15 protein-coding genes and 1 pseudogene are annotated in these 17891 nt (G+C 63.9%); 8 read left to right on the forward strand and 8 right to left on the reverse strand.

The window, feature by feature from the left end; translation table 11 throughout:
* Positions 1-95: 95 nt before the first annotated feature.
* A complete protein-coding gene (locus ACHWUQ_RS07315; RefSeq protein ID WP_133858599.1) occupies positions 96-1007 on the forward strand; it encodes an inositol monophosphatase family protein in 912 nt (303 codons plus the stop codon).
* Between the two features lie 81 nt (positions 1008-1088).
* Here the strand turns inward: ACHWUQ_RS07315 and ACHWUQ_RS07320 are convergent, their stop codons facing one another.
* Positions 1089-1469: an RcnB family protein gene (locus ACHWUQ_RS07320; protein ID WP_394680745.1), complete on the reverse strand. Its 381-nt coding sequence runs from the start codon at positions 1467-1469 to the stop codon at positions 1089-1091.
* Positions 1470-2956: 1487 nt separating this feature from the next.
* On the opposite strand from ACHWUQ_RS07320, the gene mutS reads away from it, so the two are divergent.
* The gene (gene mutS, locus ACHWUQ_RS07325; RefSeq protein WP_312531642.1) at positions 2957-5548 is read left to right on the forward strand and encodes a DNA mismatch repair protein MutS; all 2592 of its coding nucleotides are present in this window, start codon (positions 2957-2959) and stop codon (positions 5546-5548) included.
* On the forward strand, positions 5545-6369 hold the full coding sequence (locus ACHWUQ_RS07330; protein ID WP_394680746.1) for a peptidase: 825 nt from the start codon (positions 5545-5547) through the stop codon (positions 6367-6369). Before mutS ends, ACHWUQ_RS07330 begins: the two co-directional genes overlap by 4 nt.
* A gap of 46 nt (positions 6370-6415) precedes the next feature.
* On the opposite strand, the gene ACHWUQ_RS07335 is transcribed toward ACHWUQ_RS07330, so the two are convergent.
* Positions 6416-7216 (reverse strand): IclR family transcriptional regulator, encoded by an 801-nt coding sequence (locus ACHWUQ_RS07335; protein WP_312463181.1) that lies wholly within the window; start codon positions 7214-7216, stop codon positions 6416-6418.
* 230 nt (positions 7217-7446) lie between these two features.
* On the opposite strand from ACHWUQ_RS07335, the gene ACHWUQ_RS07340 reads away from it, so the two are divergent.
* Both ACHWUQ_RS07340 and ACHWUQ_RS07345 read left to right on the forward strand, forming a co-directional pair.
* Positions 7447-8382 (forward strand): LysR family transcriptional regulator, encoded by a 936-nt coding sequence (locus tag ACHWUQ_RS07340; RefSeq protein ID WP_394680747.1) that lies wholly within the window; start codon positions 7447-7449, stop codon positions 8380-8382.
* 107 nt (positions 8383-8489) lie between these two features.
* Complete coding sequence (locus tag ACHWUQ_RS07345; RefSeq protein WP_312415103.1) at positions 8490-9200, forward strand: DNA/RNA non-specific endonuclease; 711 nt, start codon at positions 8490-8492, stop codon at positions 9198-9200.
* 80 nt (positions 9201-9280) lie between these two features.
* Here the strand turns inward: ACHWUQ_RS07345 and ACHWUQ_RS07350 are convergent, their stop codons facing one another.
* From ACHWUQ_RS07350 to ACHWUQ_RS07360, 3 genes are all read right to left on the reverse strand, one after another.
* A complete protein-coding gene (locus ACHWUQ_RS07350) occupies positions 9281-10423 on the reverse strand; it encodes a CaiB/BaiF CoA transferase family protein (protein ID WP_394680748.1) in 1143 nt (380 codons plus the stop codon).
* 17 nt (positions 10424-10440) lie between these two features.
* A complete protein-coding gene (locus ACHWUQ_RS07355) occupies positions 10441-11367 on the reverse strand; it encodes a tripartite tricarboxylate transporter substrate binding protein (RefSeq protein ID WP_312463500.1) in 927 nt (308 codons plus the stop codon).
* A gap of 141 nt (positions 11368-11508) precedes the next feature.
* A complete protein-coding gene (locus tag ACHWUQ_RS07360; protein WP_394680749.1) occupies positions 11509-13215 on the reverse strand; it encodes an acyl-CoA dehydrogenase family protein in 1707 nt (568 codons plus the stop codon).
* Positions 13216-13411: 196 nt separating this feature from the next.
* On the opposite strand from ACHWUQ_RS07360, the gene ACHWUQ_RS07365 reads away from it, so the two are divergent.
* The gene (locus tag ACHWUQ_RS07365) at positions 13412-14311 is read left to right on the forward strand and encodes a LysR family transcriptional regulator (protein WP_394680750.1); all 900 of its coding nucleotides are present in this window, start codon (positions 13412-13414) and stop codon (positions 14309-14311) included.
* On the opposite strand, the pseudogene ACHWUQ_RS07370 reads toward ACHWUQ_RS07365, so the two are convergent.
* Positions 14312-15130, reverse strand: a pseudogene (locus tag ACHWUQ_RS07370) (nucleotidyltransferase domain-containing protein). It lies immediately after the preceding gene.
* A gap of 209 nt (positions 15131-15339) precedes the next feature.
* Here ACHWUQ_RS07370 and bfr point away from each other — a divergent pair.
* Positions 15340-15804 carry a bacterioferritin gene (gene bfr / locus ACHWUQ_RS07375; protein WP_312415092.1) on the forward strand — a complete coding sequence of 155 codons (465 nt, stop codon included), beginning with the start codon at positions 15340-15342 and terminating at the stop codon, positions 15802-15804.
* Positions 15805-15913: 109 nt separating this feature from the next.
* Here bfr and ACHWUQ_RS07380 read toward each other — a convergent pair whose 3' ends face one another.
* A complete protein-coding gene (locus ACHWUQ_RS07380) occupies positions 15914-16591 on the reverse strand; it encodes a 7-cyano-7-deazaguanine/7-aminomethyl-7-deazaguanine transporter (RefSeq protein ID WP_239808928.1) in 678 nt (225 codons plus the stop codon).
* A 265-nt stretch (positions 16592-16856) separates the two neighbouring features.
* Here ACHWUQ_RS07380 and ACHWUQ_RS07385 point away from each other — a divergent pair, with 265 nt between their 5' ends.
* Positions 16857-17150 carry a hypothetical protein gene (locus ACHWUQ_RS07385; RefSeq protein ID WP_239808929.1) on the forward strand — a complete coding sequence of 98 codons (294 nt, stop codon included), beginning with the start codon at positions 16857-16859 and terminating at the stop codon, positions 17148-17150.
* Between the two features lie 75 nt (positions 17151-17225).
* Here the strand turns inward: ACHWUQ_RS07385 and ACHWUQ_RS07390 are convergent, their stop codons facing one another.
* Positions 17226-17675 carry a hypothetical protein gene (locus tag ACHWUQ_RS07390; RefSeq protein WP_312415087.1) on the reverse strand — a complete coding sequence of 150 codons (450 nt, stop codon included), beginning with the start codon at positions 17673-17675 and terminating at the stop codon, positions 17226-17228.
* Positions 17676-17891 lie beyond the last annotated feature (216 nt).

A 17891-nucleotide genomic window follows, 5' to 3' on the forward strand; every position in this document is an offset into this window, starting at 1 on the left:
ATTGTCGCTGCCGCATCGCCGGCCGCGATCTACCAGCCGCTCTTGCCCCAGCGTTTCGCAGCGTTTTTGCTGCCCCACTTACGCCCACACAATTTATGTCGTCCTCCTCCCTGCACCCCATGCTCAACATGGCCATCAAGGCCGCTCGCGCTGCTGGCGCCATCATCAACCGTGCCGCGCTTGACGTGGAATCGGTGCGGGTTTCGACCAAACAGGTGAACGACTTTGTGACCGAAGTGGACCAGGCCTCCGAGCAAGCGATCATCGAGACCCTGCTGACCGCCTACCCTGACCACGGCATCCTCGCCGAAGAATCGGGCAACGAATACGGCAACCCCCGTTCCAACCACATCTGGATCATCGATCCGCTGGACGGCACCACCAACTTCATCCACGGCTTCCCCGTCTACTGCGTCAGCATCGCGCTGGCCGTGAACGGCCGCATCGAGCAAGCCGTCGTCTACGACCCCACCCGCAACGACCTGTTCACCGCCACCCGTGGCCGTGGTGCGTTCCTGAACGAGCGCCGCATCCGCGTGTCCAAGCGCACCCTGCTGCGCGACACCCTGATCACCACCGGCTTCCCCTTCCGTCCGGGCGACAACTTCAAGCAGTACATGGCCATGCTGGGCGATGTGATGCAGCGCACCAGCGGCGTGCGCCGCCCTGGCGCAGCGGCACTGGACCTGGCCTATGTGGCCGCTGGTTTCAGCGATGGTTTCTTTGAAACGGGCCTGAGCATCTGGGATGTCGCAGCCGGCTCGCTGCTGGTGACCGAGGCCGGTGGCCTGGTCGGCAACTTCACTGGTGAAGCCGACTTCCTGGAACAACGCGAAGTGCTGGCCGGCACGCCCCGCATCTACGGCCAGCTGGTGCCCATCCTTGCCAAGTACAGCAAGTTCGCCAGCGCTGGTGACAAGGCCGGCGTGCGCCAGGCGCTGAACGACGACGGCGCCGAGCCCGCTGCAGACACCCCGGCCGAGCCAGACGCTGAGCAAGCTGAGTAAACCTCCGCGCGCTTACACAACAAAGCCCACAGGCCATGCCTGTGGGCTTTGTCTTTGGCCGATCAGCAGATGGCCTGGCTGTCAGTTGCCAAACACGATCTGGGCGATCACGCCGGAGGCAATGGCCACCAGCAGGTAGTCACCGCCATTCTGGATCCAGTGGTAGCCGCGGGGCGGTGCGCTCAAGCGGTGGCCACGCCAGTCGTTGACGACATAGCCGTGCGCCCGGTACTGCGGCGGCACCCGCGAGCCCTTGACCCAGCGGTGGTCCGGGCCGGCACCCCGGTGGTTGCGTACATCGGGCCGGTGCGAATCATGGCGGCGATCGGGCTGCGCATGGCCCCGGTCGTCGTAGCGGTGGGAGTCCTGCGCAGGGCGCGGCTGGGCTTGCACGCCCACTGCACCAGCACCCATGGTTGCCACCAAGGCAGCGACTGCGATCCGATTTGTCCATGTAGTCATTGAGGACCTCCTATCCTTGTAGTGCCACAAGGCACCACTGCCTTGCTTGCGGTTCATGATGGCCCAAGCTGCAGTGCAAAGCGGTAGGAATGGGCCAGCTTTACCGAGATTTTCAAGGTGCAGCGATGGGCTTTACATTCGCATCGGGGTGTAACAACCTCATAGCCAGACTAGCAAGCCTAGGAACCGCTCATAGCAACTTAGCTGAAGCGAAACTTCTAAAGCATCGACCACATACGCATCCAAAACATAGTGTGTTAGCTGAGTTCGACCAGAAGTAGGCAGGCCCATGACCAAGAAAATCCGATGTGGAAAGCGGTTGGAAAATAGGTGAGGAAGTGGTGTTTTGAGCACACTTCCGACTTTCGTCTTGCTTTAAATGAATTATTAAATCAAAATTGATAGTTTTTATATATTTTTAAAATGAAAAAACTTTTCAATTTCCTAGTCCTCTCTATCGGACTCATGATTGGGTCTGCAACTCACGCTGCCTTGGAGGAGTGGACGCTTTCCGATGTCTCATTCAGGGATGGAGGCACAGCATCAGGTACTTTTCAGTTTGATACAGCGACTAACATCATGTCCTCTATCAACATCGACATGTCTAATGCGTCAGGAGCAGTAGAAAGAAATTTGAGGTTCTCTTGCGAAGGACGCTGCAACTCCCTCTACGCAGTGCTTGAATCTCCAGCCACTCCGGACTTGACTGGCAACTACGTTTTTAGTTTCGGCAAATCAATCAACCCTTCTGACCCGACTAGCCCTGTAGCCGTTGCATCAGGCCTGATAGATGGAATATGCGAGAACGCCGATTGCACCACTGTTTTGGTAAGCCGCGGCCACGCACGCCCCGTCGGTGTTCTTACGCGCACCAACCAAGTGACACCCCCGATCTTGCCATCCGCATCACCCGTACCAACGCTTAGCGTTCCCATGCTGGTACTGCTGTCCATCTTTGCTGGCCTAGCCTTTTTCCGTATCTACCGCAAAGCTTGACAGGCTTTTCGCTCATCATGTAGAGCAAAGCAAGATTTGCAGATGAAAAAGTATTATTTTTCATTTAGGTTGCGCACTTAAGCAAGCTATCACGCCCCCTGCGTTAGCGATGCTTTGGCTCTAGCTGGGCGTCTGATAGACGCCTTACATTCACGGTGTCTTGGCCATGACATTGAAGGGCGACACCCGCCCTCCCCCCAGCGATCCGTCCATCAGGTACGGTAATATGCTCACCCGGCTCGCGCAGCTTAGCCGACCCAGGCTGCTTGCCGGCGTAGCATTTTTGAGCACCGCGTGCCCGTGGCGTAGCAAAATTTCCGGGATCCAATTTCCTACGCCGCGTTGCTGAGGGACGCTCTAGGCGCCCGGATCTTCACCCCTTAGACACCCGACAGATTTTTTGGATTTAATCCAATAAAAACAGATAGATGAGTTCAAACCAAATGGAAAATCCAACGCTTACCAAAGCCGATTTTTCATCGCATACCCCCATGATGCAGCAGTACCACGCTGCCAAAGTGGATCACCCCAACACCCTGCTGTTCTACCGCATGGGGGACTTTTACGAGTTGTTTTATGGCGATGCCGAGAAGGCCGCGCAGCTGCTCAACATCACCTTGACCCAACGCGGCCAGTCGGCCGGCCAGCCGATTCCGATGGCGGGCGTGCCCTTCCATGCGCTGGAGAACTACCTGGGCCGTTTGCTCAAGCTCGGCGAATCGGTAGCAATCTGCGAGCAGGTGGGCGAAGTGGGGGCCAGCAAGGGGCCGGTGGAGCGCAAGGTGGTGCGCGTCGTCACGCCGGGCACGGTGACCGACAGCGAGCTGATGAGCGACAAGGCCGAGGCCATGCTGCTGGTGGTGCACCAGGCCCAGCGCGCCCGCTGCGGCCTGGCCTGGCTGAGCGTGACCCAGGGCAAGATTTTCCTGGCCGAGTGCACCCATGAAGAGCTGCCCGCCTGGATTGCGCGCATCGCGCCCAGCGAAGTGGCCTACAGCGCCGGCGCCTCGCAGCGCTTTGAACAATCGCTGTACCAGCTGCGCAGCAGCGGCGTGCTGACCTGCCCGCTGGCGCTGCGCCCCGATTGGCAGTTCGACGAAAAACTGGGCGAGCGCAAGCTGCTGGAGCAGCTGGGCGCCGCCAGCCTGCAGGCCTGGAATGCGCAGACACTGTATGCCGCCCATGCGGCCGCTGGCGCGCTGCTCACCTATGCCGAGCACACCCAGGGCCGCAACCTGCCCCATGTGCAGACCATCCATGTCGTGCGCGACGATGCACTGATCGACCTGCCGGCGACCACGCGCCGCAACCTGGAACTGGTCAAGACCTTGCGCGGTGAAGACAGCCCCACCTTGTTCTCGCTGATCGATACCTGCCAGACCGGCATGGGCAGCCGCCTGCTCAAGAGCTGGTTGCTCGAACCCAGCCGCGACCGCAGCGATGCGCGCGCGCGCCTGGGCGCCATCGGCGTGCTGCGCGGCGACAGCGACACGCTGTCTGCTGCACCGTGGCAGATCCTGCGCACCGAGCTCAAGGGCGTCTCCGATGTGGAGCGCATCACCGCCCGCATCGCGCTGCGCCAGGTGCGCCCGCGTGAGCTGGTGGCGCTGGGCCTGACCTTGCAAAAGGCGCAGCAGCTGGCGCGCAATGCCGCCGCACCTGCGCCGTTGCTGGGCGAGATTTTTGAGGCGCTGCAGCCGCCTTTGGATGCGATGGAGCTGCTGATCCGCTCGATCGCGCCCGAGCCCGCGGCGCTGGTGCGCGATGGCGGCGTGATTGCCGAAGGCTTTGATGCCGAGCTGGACGAGCTGCGCGCGATCCAGACCAACTGCGATGCCTTTTTGCTGGACTTGGAGACGCGCGAGAAAGCGCGCACCGGCATCAGCAACCTGCGCGTGCAGTTCAACAAGGTGCATGGCTTCTATATCGAAGTCACCAGCAGCCACAAGGACAAGGTGCCCGACGACTACCGCCGCCGCCAGACCTTGAAGAACGCCGAGCGTTTCATCACCCCCGAGCTGAAAACCTTCGAGGACAAGGCGCTGTCAGCCCAGGAGCGCGCGCTGCAGCGCGAGAAATGGCTGTACGAGCAGGTGCTGGACCAGCTGCAGCCGCAGGTGACGGCGCTGTGCCGCGTCGGCCAGGCGATTGCATCGCTGGATGCGCTGTGCGCACTCGCCGAGCGCTCGCTGACCTTGAACTGGTGCGCCCCGCAGTTTGTGCCCGAGCCCTGCATCGACATCGATGCGGGCCGCCACCCTGTCGTGGAAGCACGCCTGGCCGAGACCTCCAACGCCTCGTTCATCGCCAACAACACGCGGCTGTCGAGCCTGCAGCGCCTGCAGATCATCACCGGCCCCAACATGGGCGGTAAATCGACCTATATGCGCCAGGTGGCGCTGATTGCGCTGCTGGCCAGCATGGGCAGCTATGTGCCTGCCACGCGCTGCCTGCTCGGGCCGATCGATGCGATCCACACCCGCATCGGCGCGGCCGATGACCTGGCGAATGCCCAATCCACCTTCATGCTGGAGATGACCGAGGCCGCGCAAATTCTGCACAGCGCCACGCCCTACAGCCTGGTGCTGATGGACGAGATTGGCCGGGGCACCAGCACCTTTGACGGGCTGGCGCTGGCCAGCGGCATTGCGACGCACCTGCATGACAAGACCAAGGCGCTGGCCTTGTTCGCCACCCATTACTTTGAGCTGACCGAGCTGCCGGCCAAGGCCAAGCATGCGATCAACATGCATGTGGCCGCGACCGAGGCGGGCAGCGACATCGTGTTTTTGCACGAGCTGCAACCGGGCCCGGCCAGCCGCAGCTATGGCGTGCAGGTGGCCAAGCTCGCCGGCATGCCGGCGCCCGTGCTCAGCCACGCCCGCCATGCGCTGGCCGCGCTCGAATCGCGCCAGCAGGCAGGCGACTCCCAGGTGGACCTGTTTGCCCAACCGGCTTCGGCCGAGACCCCGACCCCCAGCGCCGTCGAGGCGCAACTGCGCGAGCTGCAACCGGACACGTTGACACCGCGCGACGCACTCGATCTACTGTATTCACTCAAGCGACTCGCTGACAAGTCATGACCTATTGTGTAGCCATCAAGCTGAACGCCGGCCTGGTGTTCCTCTCCGACTCCCGTACCAATGCGGGCCTGGACCATATCAGCACCTTCCGCAAGATGATGGTGTATGAGAAGCGCGGCGAGCGCTTCATGGTGCTGCTGTCTGCCGGCAATCTGTCGATCTCGCAATCGGTGCGCGAGATTTTGCAGACCCAGCAGCTCGAAGACGAGAACGGCGGCCCGCCCATCACCATCTGGAACGCCAAGAGCATGTTCGACGCCACCCGCGTGCTCGGTGCCGCCGTGCGCCATATCCAGGAGCGCGACGGCAAGGCGCTGGAGCGCGCCGGCGTGGACTTCAACTGCAGCCTCGTGTTTGGCGGCCAGATCGCCGGCGAGAGCCCGCGCCTGTTCCAGGTCTACTCGGCTGGCAACTTCATCGAGGCCACGGCCGAGACGCCCTATTTCCAGATCGGCGAGGCCAAGTACGGCAAGCCGGTGCTCGACCGCGTATTGACGCCGACGACGCCGCTCAACGAAGCGGCCAAATGCGCGCTGGTCTCCATGGACAGCACGCTCAAATCCAACCTGTCGGTGGGCCTGCCGCTGGACCTGGTGGTCTACGACACCGACGCGCTCGCCTGCGACAACATCGCCTGCATCGACGAGTTCAACCAGTACTTCCGCATGGTGCGTAACACCTGGGGCGACAAGCTGCGCCAGGCCTTTGACAGCATCGAAGACCCGCACTGGGACAGTGGCGACAATGCAGCATCCATCCAGCCGGACAGCAGCGCGATACGGCCGGTGAAGAAGATCACCAATTCAAGTGTGATGCTTTAAACGGGTGCTGCAGCGCGGGGCTCGCCAGAGGCCCCAGCGCTGGCACTCAGCCATGCACCAGGTTCGGGTTCTGCGCCAGCTGCTGGGCAATCGCGCGGCAGGTGCGCAGCAGCGGCTGGATGTAGGCAGCCTGCACATCCTCACGCTGGCGGAACAGCAAGGTGCTGACGCTGATGGCGGCCACGGGGCTGCCGTCCGGCCCCAAGACGGCGGCGCCAAAGCAGTAAATGCCCTCCTCATTCTCCTGTGCATCGGTGGACCAGCCGCGCTCGCGCACCTCGTCCACCTGCTGCTGCAGCGCCTTGGCATCGCCCACAGTCTGCGCGGTCAGCGGCGCATAGCTCAGCGCTGCCATCAATGCGCTGGCCTCGGGCTGCGGCAATGCGGCCAGATAGGCCTTGCCGACGGCGGTGGAGTACAGGTTCACGCTGGTGCCAATGCGCGATGACATCTGCACAGCGCTGTCGCTTTCGAGCTTTTCGATATAGACCATGCTGTGGCCCGACGGCACGGCGAAATGGATGGTCTCCTGTGTCGCATCGCGCAAATCACGCAGCGCCGGTGTAGCGGCCAGACGCAGGCCCGAGCGGCTCCAGCTGCGGCTGGCCAGTTGCACCAGGCGCGGGCCCAGGGTCCAACAGCGCGTCGACCCGGCCTCCACCAGCATGCGCTCGGCCTGCAGCGCCGCCACGATGCGGTGCACTGTGGGCCGCGGAAAGCCCGTCGCCTTGGCTATTTCTGCAATGCCCAGGGGCTCGCTGCTGTCGGCCACCAGTTGCAGCACACGCATGAACTTGGAAAACGCTGCCGTGCCGGCAACACTGCTTTCAGAAGACGAAGTAGCCATGTTTGGATCCCATACTGCGCAGAGCATACCCCAGCGCAGGCCAGGTCACGGCCGCCAGCCGCAGGCGATGCACGGTTGGCGCAGGGCGGCATGCCTGCGGCCGTCGCAGCCCTGCGCTGGCCGAAGCATTCATTTTTTCCATAGGCATGCGGAGCAGCACCTTTTGCAGCAATGCATTCCGAACAGTGACTCCGGAAAATCCGTATCCACGATGCCGGCGGCCCGTTACGATGTCGCATCCCCACGCTCTGCTGCCCTCGTCCGCCATGCGCTTTGACCTGCAAGACCTGCGCCTTTTTGTCCATACGCTGGAGTCCGGCACCATCACCCAGGGGGCCGAGCGCTGCCATATCACGTTGGCATCGGCCAGCGAGCGCATCCGGGGCATGGAGACGGTGCTGGGCGCGCCCTTGCTCCACCGCAGCAAGCGCGGGGTAACAGCCACCGAAGCGGGGGCCGTGCTGCTGCCCCATGCACGCCGCATGCTGCTGCAGATGGAGCAGCTGGCCGGCGACATGCAGGCCTTTGGCCAGGGCCTGGGCACGCGCATTGAGCTGCTGGCCAATACCTCGGCGATCAGCGAACACCTGATTGCGCCGCTGGGCGCCTTCATGCAGGCCAACCCGCAGCTGCGGCTGGAGCTGCGCGAATGCACCAGCGATGCCATTGCCCGTGCGCTGGTGGCCGGTGAAGCCGACATGGGCGTGCTCTCCAACGCCGTGCCTGCGGGCAGCCTGCACACCCAAGTCTGGCGCGATGACCCACTGGTGCTGCTGGGGACGACGCGCCTGTTGAGCGCCCTGCCCCAGGACGTGCAGCTGAACCACCTCAAGGACATTGCGCTGCTGGGCCTGCTGCCCCAGCATGCGCTGCACCAGCTGATGGCCGCGCAGGCGCTGCAGGCGGGTGTGGCCCTGCGCTACCGCGCACTGGCCCCGCACCTGGAAGCGCTGTGCGACTGGGTCGCGATGGGCCTGGGCGCCGCACTGGTGCCGCGCACCGCTGCAGAATGCGCCACCCTGCGCTGGCCCCAGGCGCGGCTGCGCCTGCGGCCGCTGAGCGCCGACTGGGCCGCGCGCCAGCTGGTGCTGGCCTGCCGCGATCCGGCTCAGCTGCCGCCCCAGGCGCTGCGGCTGTGGACGTTTTTGCAAGAGGCCGCCCACTAGCCAGCCGCAACGGGTACCCGCAGGCGCCCCCGCCCAGCCCCGCATAGCCGACGGCCTGCCCGGCCTTTGCGCCGGGCGCCACGATCTTGTGCAACACTTGCGCGCTTATGTTTTCTCGCCTCTCTGTTTACCTGGCGCCCATGCTGCTGTGCGCCGCCGCCCCTGCCCTGGCTGCAGGCTTTGATGACTGTCCCCAGTTCTTTGCGGGCAAGCCGCCCAGTACCAGCGCCTACGGCCAGTTGCGCCCGCTGTGTTTTGAAGAGTTCGCAGTGCTGCACTCGGGCCAGACCAAGACACCCATCTTTGTGGCCCAGCGCCTGAACGCCCGCATGCTGGAGCAGGCCAAGGACCTGAAGCGCAGCGACAAGTTCTACCCCGAAGCGCGCCTGCCCGAGCGCGAACGCGCCCAGCTGTCGGACTACCGGCGCTCCGGCCTCAGCCGTGGCCATATGGCTGCCGCTGGTGACATGAGCACCAAGTACGGCAAGGCCCAAAGCTATTCGCTGGCCAATATGGTGCCGCAGGACCCGACCCAGAACGGCAAGCCCTGGTCGCAGATTGAGCAGGATACGCGCCGCTATATCCGCCGCGCCCAGGGCGATGTGTTTGTCATCACCGGCCCGGTGTTTGGCAAGCAGCGGCGCACCATTGGCGAGGGCCAGGTCTGGGTGCCCGATGCCGTGTTCAAGATGGTCTATGACCCGGCCACCGGCCAGCGCTGGGTGCACCTGCAGGACAACCAGCCATCGGCCAAGGCCGGCAAGCCCCTGAGCTACGAAGAGTTTGTGCAGCGCACGGGCATTCGCCTGCTGGACTGAGCACCGCCCTCTAGCCCACAAAAAAGGGCCCATGCTGCAGTGCGCAGGCATGGGCCTTTTTTGCGGGTTGACGGTGCAGATCAGTGGTCGTTGGCGGCATCCAGGAACGCCGTGCCCTCGGTCAGCGGCGCAAAGCGGTAGGACGCTGGCGTGCGGCTCAGCTTGACCGGGGCGCCCAGGCCGGTGTAGTCGCCCATCTTCACGACCATCTCGCGGTGCGCGGTATGCGGGGCTTGCAAGGCCTGCTCCACATTCAGCACCGGCGCGGCGGGCACGCCGATGGCCATCAGGTCTTCGGCGAGTTGCACGCCGTCATGTGCGGCAAACGCTTGTTCCAGCAGCGGCTTGAGCGCATCGCGGTGGACCGAGCGCTGGCCAGCAGTGGCAAAGCGCGGGTCGTCGGCCAGGGCTTCCTGCCCCAGGTGCTGGCACATCAGGCGGAACTGGCGGTCGTTGCCCACGGCCAGAAAAATCGGCGCCTTGCCGGTGTTCACAACATCGTAGGGGTAGATGTTGGGATGGGCATTGCCGGAGCGGCCAGGGATCTTGCCGTTCATGAACCAGTTGGCGGCATGCGGGTGCAGCAGCGAGATGCCGGCGTCGTACAGCGAGGCATCGACCAATTGGCCCAGGCCGCTGCGGCCGCGCTCATGCAAGGCCAGCAGCACACCGATCACGGCATTGAGGCCGGTGACCATGTCGACCACCGGCAGGCCCACGCGCAGCGGATCGCGGTTGGCCTCGCCGTTGATGCTCATCAGCCCGGCCATGGCCTGGATGGCGGCGTCATAACCGGGCAGGCTGCCCAGCGGGCCATCGGCACCAAAGCCGGTGACACGGCACCAGACCAGGTGCGGAAACTGCTGCTGCATCTGCTCGTAGCCAATGCCCCATTTCTCCATCGTGCCGGTCTTGAAGTTCTCGACCACCACATCGGCCTGTGCCATCAGGGCGCGCACCTGGGCCTGGCCTTCGGCACTGGCCAGATCCATGAACTGTACGCGCTTGTTGCGGTTCAGCCCCAGGTAGTACGAGGCCACGCCGTCGCGGAACGGCGGGCCCCAGCTGCGCGTGTCGTCGCCTTGCGGCGGCTCGACCTTGAGCACATCGGCACCATGGTCACCCAGGATCTGGCCGCACAGCGGCCCGCCCAGAATACGCGAGAGATCGAGCACCTTGATGCCCTGCAAAGCGCCACCATGGGCCGCCTGTGTTGTTGTCATGTCCGTTTTCCGTTGGGTCAGTCCAGCGTCACACCCGACTGCTGAACCACTGCCTGCCACTTGTCCACTTCGGTGGCGATGAAGCGCCCCAGGTAGGCAGGCGAGCGATCGGGTGAAGCCTCCAGGCCCTGCGCGGCAAAGGCCTTTTTCACACTGTCCGAATCCAGCGCCTTGGAGAAGGCCTGGTTGAGCACCTGCACACGCTCGGGCGGCGTGCCCTTGGGAGCCACAACACCGAAGAAGACACTCACGTCATACCCGGCCATGCCCTGCTCGGCCACGGTGGGAATGTCGGGCAAGGCGCTGGAGCGGCGCGCGGTGGCGACGCCCAGCGGCTTGACCTTGCCTGCCTTGATATAGGGCATGGCCGTGAGGATATCCGTAAAGCTCATGTCGACCTGTCCCGCCAGCAAATCATTGAGCGCCGGGCCCGTGCCCTTGTAAGGGATGTGCTGCAGCTTGGTGCCGGCCAGGTTGTTGAACAGGACCCCGGCCAGGTGCGACGAAGCGCCATTGCCCGACGACGCGAAATTGAGCTTGCCGGGATGGGCCTTGTCCAGCGCGATCAGGCCCTGCACGTTGTCGGCCGGCAGGCTCGCCTTGACGACCAGGATATTGGGCAGGTAGCCCACATAGATGATGGGCGCGTAGCTGGTGCGCGGGTCGTAGCTGATCGACTTGTACAGGCTCTTGTTGATCGCCAGCGGGCCCGAGGTGCCGAACATGATGGTGTAGCCATCGGGCTTGGCGCGCGCCACATACTCGGCGCCGATATTGCCGCCCGCGCCCGCGCGGTTTTCCACCACCACGCTCTGGCCCAGCTCGCGCGTCAGCTCCGTCGCCAGAATGCGGGCCATCGCATCGGTGGGGCCACCGGGCGGGAAAGGCACGGTGAACATGATCGGGCGGTCGGGAAACTTGTCAGCGGCCTGCGCCGAAGCCATACCCAGGCCACCCAGGCAAGCGAGGGCGAGCGCGGCCGCGTTCAACGAAAATTTTTGCATTTTGTCTCCATGGATTCAGGAATGCAGGTCTGGTGCCTGCGTGTTGATCTCGGCATCTGCGCCGGTCTGCGGATAGGCGAATCAGGCCAGCCACTCGTGCGGAATGGACTCGCTGGCCAGCGGGTCGCGCGGCAGCACCCGGTGCAGCAGCACCAGTTGCGACAGGCGCAGGCGCTCGGCCGATGCGATCTGGCCGGCTTCCCAGGCCATCGCAATGGCGGTGGTGCAGTTGTACAGACCGGTGGCGGCCTGGCGGGCCAGCACCGCGCCGCCGTCTTGCGCGGCACGCTCGGCCAGCGCACTGGCGCGGGCCAGTGCGGCATCCAGCGCCTGGCGGTAGCCGGCACTGATGCCGCAGTCCGCCAGCAGGCCTTGCAGGTAGGCCTGCAGCACCGGCAGCGAGCCTTCACGCTGGATGGCGCGCACGACATCGAGCGCGACGATATTGCTGGTGCCTTCCCAGATGGAGCCCAGGTGCGCATCGCGCACCAGGCGGGGGTCCGTCCATTCCTCGATGTAGCCGCAACCGCCGCGCACTTCCATCGCGTCACCGGTCACCTTGCGCGCATCGCGGCAGGCGCGGAACTTGATCATCGGCGTCAGGATGCGCAGCAGCGCATAGGCCTCCTTGTCGCCGGCGTCCGAGCGCATCAGGGTCTGCGCGGTCTGGAACACCATCGACCGCGCCTGCTCGGCGGGCACGCGCAGCTTGTCCAGTTGGCGCTGCATCAGCGGCATGTCCTGCAGGCGCTTGCCAAAGGCCACGCGCTCGCTGGCCACAAACTCGGCCTCGGCGACAGCGCGGCGCATCATGCCGGCCGAGCGCACGCCGTTGGACAGGCGCGAGTTGTTGACCATGTCGGCCATCTGCACAAAGCCCCGGCCCTGCTCGCCAATCAGGTAGGCCATCGCGCCTTCCATGCGGATCTCGCCGCTGGCCATTGACTTGGTGCCCAGCTTGTCCTTGAGGCGGATGATGCGGTAGTGGTTCTGGCTGCCGTCATCGAGCTGGCGGGGCAGCAGGAACAGCGAAATGCCCCTCATGCCAGCGGGTGCGCCGTCGACACGGGCCAGCACCATCGCAAACTCGGCATCGGGGTTGGAGCAGAACCACTTGTCGCCCGTCACCCGCCAGCTGCCATCGGCCTGCGGTTGCGCCAGGGTCTGGGTGTTGGAGATGTCGGAGCCAGCGGCCTGCTCGGTCATGAACATGGCGCCCTGGGCCTGGCTGTCCCAGTCCAGCGACAGGAGCTGCGGCAGGTACTTGGCGACCAGCTCCGGCGCACCGAATTTCTTCAACGTGCGGGTCAGCGAGTCGGTCATCGACAAGGGGCAGCACAGGCCAAACTCGGACTGCACGAACAGGTAGGTCAGCGCATATTTGACGATGGGCGGCATCTTGCCCTGCCAGCCCAGCATGTCGTCGCGGTGCGAGATCGCCTGCAGCCCGAATTCGCCATAGGCGATGCGCTCCAGCTCTTCATAGGCCGGGTGCTTGATGATGCGCTGGCGGTCTTGCCCGGCGCGGCTGCGGTGCTCCAGGGTGGGCGGGTTCTTGTCGGCAATGCTGGCCAGCTCATCAATGCGGCCGCCGGCCAGCTCGCCCATGCGCTGCAGATAGGGCTGCAGATGGGCCAGCAGATCGGCGGGCAGGTAAAGCTGCAGCAGCTGCTGCAAAGCCGGGTCGGTGCTGTAGAAATTGCTGCCGTGGCGATCGGGCACGGGGTGGTCATGGGCGTGTGCCACCTGCGCGATGGCGCTGCGCTGGGATGGGTCCGGTGCGGACATGCAGGTCTCCTGATGGCAGGACTGGCGGCGCTGCGCTCGACGGAGTGCGCTGCCGGTCCGCGTGGTTACGCGTGTTTTATGCGTGGGTTCGCGCTCTAGTCGCGGGGTTTTGCACCATTTCAGCAGCCGCTGCTATTCGCGTCAAATATTATTAAAATCTTTATCGATACGTATTAAATATAGTTAGGAGCACCCCATGGAGCTGCGGCTGCTGAACTACTTCGCAACCCTGGCCGAAGAGCTGCACTTCAGCCGTGCAGCCCAGCGCCTGTCCATCTCGCAGCCGCCGCTGTCGGTCGCGATCCGCCAGCTGGAGGAAGAAATTGGCGCCGCGCTGTTCGAGCGCAGCAGCAAGGGCGTGCGCCTGACCGCTGCCGGCGCCCACCTGCTGCCACGCGCACGCCAGCTGCTTGCGCTGGCCGGCCAGGCCGTGCAGGAAACACGGGATGTGGGCCAGGGTGTGCGCGGCCATCTGCGCCTGGGCTTTGTCGGCTCGGCACTGTACCGGGGCGTGCCCCAGGCGCTGGCCCATTTTCAGAACGCGCATCCACAGGTGCGCATCGACATGCGCGAGCTCAACAGCGCCGAGCAGCTGCTGGGCCTGCAGCAGGCCGAGCTGGACATGGGCCTGGTGCATTCGGTGATGCTGCCCGAAGGCCTGCACAGCCAGTTGCTGATGCAAGAGCCCTTTGTGGCCTGCCTGCCGCGCCAGCATGCGCTGGCCAGCCATGCGGTGCTGGATTTGGCACAGCTCAGGCATGAGCGCCTGGTGCTGTTTTCCAGCGCCGTCTCTCCGCTCTACCACCAGCGCATCTACCAGATGTGCATGGCCCATGGCTTTGCGCCCGAGGTGCGGCATGAGGTGCGGCACTGGCTGTCGGTGCTGTCGCTGGTGTCGCTGGGCCAGGGCTCGGCCATTGTGCCGGCCGCGCTGCAGCGTGTGGGCATGCCCGATGTGGTGTTCATCCCGCTGATGGGCGAGCAGCCGCAATCCGAGCTGCTGGCCGTCTGGCGCAGCCAGCCCGACAACCCTTTGGTGCACAAGCTGCTGCTCAGCTTGCAATCGGCCGTGCAGGCAGTGGCGCAAGACGCCTGATCAGCCCGTGTGGCCGCTGAGCACGGTGCGCAGCAGCAAGTCATCAAGCGGCGCAAAGTCCACGCTCGGCGTCTGCGGCGCCGGGGCCGCTTCCAGCTGCGCCAACGTGGTCTCGATAAAGGCGTTGAGCACCGGCATTGCGGGGCCATGCTCGGACTCCTTGGCCGCACGCTTGACCACCAGCAGCGCCGCAATCGCGTCGCGCACCGCCGGATCGGCGACCGTGCCATCGACCAGATCCTGAAAGCGCATCGGCGCCACGCCCCGGCCTTCGGACACCCACAGGCAGGCCAGCAGCGGGCGCAGCACATACAGGTACTTTTTGAGCCGCACCGTCCCGCCCTGCAGGTACTCGCGGTAGTTCTTGCGCGCCATGTGCAGGTAGTGGTAATGCGTGCGCTCGGGCAGGTGCACGCGTTCGATGGCGGCACGCATGTCGGCGACAAACAGCGGATCGGCCTAGTAGACCACCGGCGAATCAAACCATTCGATCAAGGTGGCATTGCCCTTTTTGAGCAGGCCCAGCGCCTTGCGCAGCTCCCAGCCGTTGACATCGAACACATCGGAGATCGGCAGCTCGATCACATCGCGCTGCTCGCTGACGCTCAGGTACCAGGGCAGGCGCGGCGCGTAGATGAAGCGCACATCGTAGTCACTGTCGGGCGAGGCAAAGCCCCAGCCCCGGCTGCCGGACTCGCAGGCAAAAAGAATGCGCACCTGGTGCTCGATCTCGATCTGCGCCAGTTTGGCCTCGATGTCGGCGCGCACCGCCGGGTCGATGGGGTGGACTTGCGCTTGCCAGGCGTCGGATGGGTTCATGCTCGCTCCCTTCAAAACCCCTGATCTTGCCAGAACCGTTGCGTTCCAGCCCCGGGCATCGTCCGCGCAGGCGGCACAGGCAATGCGAATGCATCTGCTTACGGCCCGCATCCAGAGCGGTGGTGCATGGGCATTTGGCTGCTGTCGCAACCAAGGCCACACAGACACGCGATACTGCAGGCTTCGCAAACTTTACCGAGAACAAGAACATGCAAGGCCATCCCGACGTTGTCGATTACCTCAAGGACCTGCTGCGTGGCGAGTTGGCCGCACGCGACCAGTACTTTGCCCACTCGCGCATTTACGAAGACCAGGGCTTCAGCAAGCTGTTCACCCGCCTGGACCATGAGATGCAGGAAGAAACCCAGCACGCCGATGCGCTGCTGCGCCGCATCCTGATGCTCGGTGGCCGTCCCGATATGCGCCCCAAGGAGTTCACGCCCGGCGCCACCGTGCCCGAGATGCTGCAAAAGGACCTGGACACCGAATACGAAGTGCGCGCCGGCCTGCGCCAGGGCATGGAACTGTGCGAGAAGCACAGCGACTATGTGAGCCGCGACATTCTGCTGGCCCAACTGCGCGATACCGAAGAGGACCATGCCTACTGGCTGGAAAAGCAGCTCGGCCTGATCAACATGATGGGCCTGCCCAACTATCTGCAAAGCCAGACCTGAAGCTACGCCGCGCCCATGCAAAAAGGCCGCCAGATTTGATTCTGGCGGCCTTTGTCATTGCAGCATATCGCCCAGAGCCCCCTCAGGCGCTAGCACCTGCCAAAGACATTCAGGATGCCGCAGCAGGCGCCGTCGGCATGCGCATCGAGCGCACCAGCGCGGCCAGCACCACGCCATAGGCGGGCACAAACAGCAGCAGGCTCACGGCCAGCTTGATGACATAGTCCACCAGCGCGATCTCCACCCAGTTGGCGGCCATGAAGGGATCGGCACTGCGCCAGAAGGCGATGGAGAAAAAGGCAGCGGTATCGAGCGCCTGGCCAAACACCGAGGCGGCAGCGGGCGCCATCCACCAGGCATGGCTCTTTTGGCGGATGCGGTCAAACACCTGGATGTCGAGCAGCTGGCCCAGCACATAGGCGGCAAAGCTGGCCAGCGCAATGCGGAACACAAAGCTGTTGAAGGTCTGCAGGGCCTCCCAGCCGTTGAAGCGCCCTTCATGGAAGATGACGCCAACGATATAGGACACCAGCAACGCTGGCAGCATGGCCCGGGTGATGACGCGGCGCGCCTCGGCCTTGCCAATCAGACGCACGGTCAGATCGGTTGCCAGAAAGATGAAGGGAAAGCTGAAGGCCCCCCAGGTGCTGTGAAAACCAAACAGCGAGATGGGCAGCTGCACCAGGTAGTTGCTGGCGATGACGATGGCGATATGGAAGGCCACCAGCAAGGACAGATAGAAGGGCACGCGAGATGCAGGGGTCTGCACGGCATGAGCGGAGTTCATGACATTCCTTTTTGGTCAATGGGGGCGAGGGAACCCATGGCTACGAAAAAATGGCCCGAGAACCACGCAGGTTCCTGGACTCAGGGGGGCGTATTGTATCCGTGCTGTGCAAAACCGGCCTCGGCGAGGGTGCAATCCCAGACCGCGAGTGCATGCGCGCGTCCGTCCCCGGCCACACCCATGCAGAGGCCGATGATAAAAACCTGTACAAATAAACAGTTAACAGAGATACTAAGCACTGTTTATTTAAACAGTCATCTAATCTATGGAAGTCTCTACCCCGATCGCCATCAGCCTGCAGGATTGCCACGGCATTGATCCCGCCCTCAAGCACCGCGCCGAAGCGCGCTTTGCCAGAGAGATCGGCAAGTTTTTCCCCGATGAGCAAGACATGCTGGAAGCGCTGAGTGCCTACACCGATGCTGCCGAAGGCGGCGAGATCTCTGCCCGCCAAGAGGTGCTGGCACGCGCTTGGCTCAAGGCCTTCGACAAGGCACGGCAGGCAGGCTTTCAGGGGATTGGCGTCGAAGAGGCGTACTTCGACGTGCGCCTGGGCTAGGAACCCCCTGCAAGGCTTCAGTGGGTGGATCCCCACCTGGGCTGGGCGCTGATGCGCCCTGCCCGCCGCGCCATGTCAGCGCGCGCAGCTGAGCGATTCGCGCCAGCTGGGCTCGCTCACCATGCGCTTTTGCGACTGCAAGGTGTCGCGGCAGAGGTTTTCCAGCGTACTGCGGTTGCCCGGGTCATTCCAGTCCCAGGGACTGGTGCCGGCCAAGGCCAGCGCTTGTTGCGCACGCCGGCTTTGGCTGCGCACATCCTGCTCGATGCCCTGGTGCGCGGCCAGAAAATCGGCACTGCTCTGGGCGGTTTCATCGGCCCGCAAAAAGCCTGCGCTTTCGCAGCGCTGCACCTGGTACCAGTTGTCCAGTGCATACATCACGGCGCCTTCACAGGGCGTCGCCTGCGCGCTGGTGACCTCGGCAGAGGCGGCGCTGTCCGTGGCGCCACCCTGCACTTGCGCCAGGCTGGCACTGGCCATCACTCCAGGCACCAGCAGCGCCACCACATATTTCCACATCTTCATCGGACTCATTTCTCCCGTCGGGCATGTCTACAAATGGGACAAGCAGGCCTGGCCATGGCCAGGCCCTCCGGCGCACAGGCACGGCCTGCGGCCAGCGAACATTGTGCATACCTCCGCTTTTTTTGCACGGGGCAGCACGCAAAACCTAGATACATGGCATAAAAAAAACCCGCCGAAGCGGGTGGGAAGGGCAGAGGCTGCAAACCCCTGCACTTG

Source organism: uncultured Comamonas sp. (genome assembly GCF_964277875.1).
Classification (GTDB): Bacteria; Pseudomonadota; Gammaproteobacteria; order Burkholderiales; family Burkholderiaceae_C; genus Comamonas; species Comamonas sediminis.

Excerpts from the sequence above, each read along its gene's own strand:
- ACHWUQ_RS07315 (WP_133858599.1), top strand. The coding sequence starts at position 96 with ATGTCGTCCTCCTCCCTGCACCCCATGCTCAACATGGCCATCAAGGCC.
- ACHWUQ_RS07320 (WP_394680745.1), bottom strand. The coding sequence starts at position 1,469 with ATGACTACATGGACAAATCGGATCGCAGTCGCTGCCTTGGTGGCAACC.
- mutS (WP_312531642.1), top strand. The coding sequence starts at position 2,957 with ATGATGCAGCAGTACCACGCTGCCAAAGTGGATCACCCCAACACCCTG.
- ACHWUQ_RS07330 (WP_394680746.1), top strand. The coding sequence starts at position 5,545 with ATGACCTATTGTGTAGCCATCAAGCTGAACGCCGGCCTGGTGTTCCTC.
- ACHWUQ_RS07335 (WP_312463181.1), bottom strand. The coding sequence starts at position 7,216 with ATGGCTACTTCGTCTTCTGAAAGCAGTGTTGCCGGCACGGCAGCGTTT.
- ACHWUQ_RS07340 (WP_394680747.1), top strand. The coding sequence starts at position 7,447 with ATGTCGCATCCCCACGCTCTGCTGCCCTCGTCCGCCATGCGCTTTGAC.
- ACHWUQ_RS07345 (WP_312415103.1), top strand. The coding sequence starts at position 8,490 with ATGTTTTCTCGCCTCTCTGTTTACCTGGCGCCCATGCTGCTGTGCGCC.
- ACHWUQ_RS07350 (WP_394680748.1), bottom strand. The coding sequence starts at position 10,423 with ATGACAACAACACAGGCGGCCCATGGTGGCGCTTTGCAGGGCATCAAG.
- ACHWUQ_RS07355 (WP_312463500.1), bottom strand. The coding sequence starts at position 11,367 with ATGGCTTCGGCGCAGGCCGCTGACAAGTTTCCCGACCGCCCGATCATG.
- ACHWUQ_RS07360 (WP_394680749.1), bottom strand. The coding sequence starts at position 13,215 with ATGTCCGCACCGGACCCATCCCAGCGCAGCGCCATCGCGCAGGTGGCA.
- ACHWUQ_RS07365 (WP_394680750.1), top strand. The coding sequence starts at position 13,412 with ATGGAGCTGCGGCTGCTGAACTACTTCGCAACCCTGGCCGAAGAGCTG.
- bfr (WP_312415092.1), top strand. The coding sequence starts at position 15,340 with ATGCAAGGCCATCCCGACGTTGTCGATTACCTCAAGGACCTGCTGCGT.
- ACHWUQ_RS07380 (WP_239808928.1), bottom strand. The coding sequence starts at position 16,591 with ATGAACTCCGCTCATGCCGTGCAGACCCCTGCATCTCGCGTGCCCTTC.
- ACHWUQ_RS07385 (WP_239808929.1), top strand. The coding sequence starts at position 16,857 with ATGGAAGTCTCTACCCCGATCGCCATCAGCCTGCAGGATTGCCACGGC.
- ACHWUQ_RS07390 (WP_312415087.1), bottom strand. The coding sequence starts at position 17,675 with ATGAAGATGTGGAAATATGTGGTGGCGCTGCTGGTGCCTGGAGTGATG.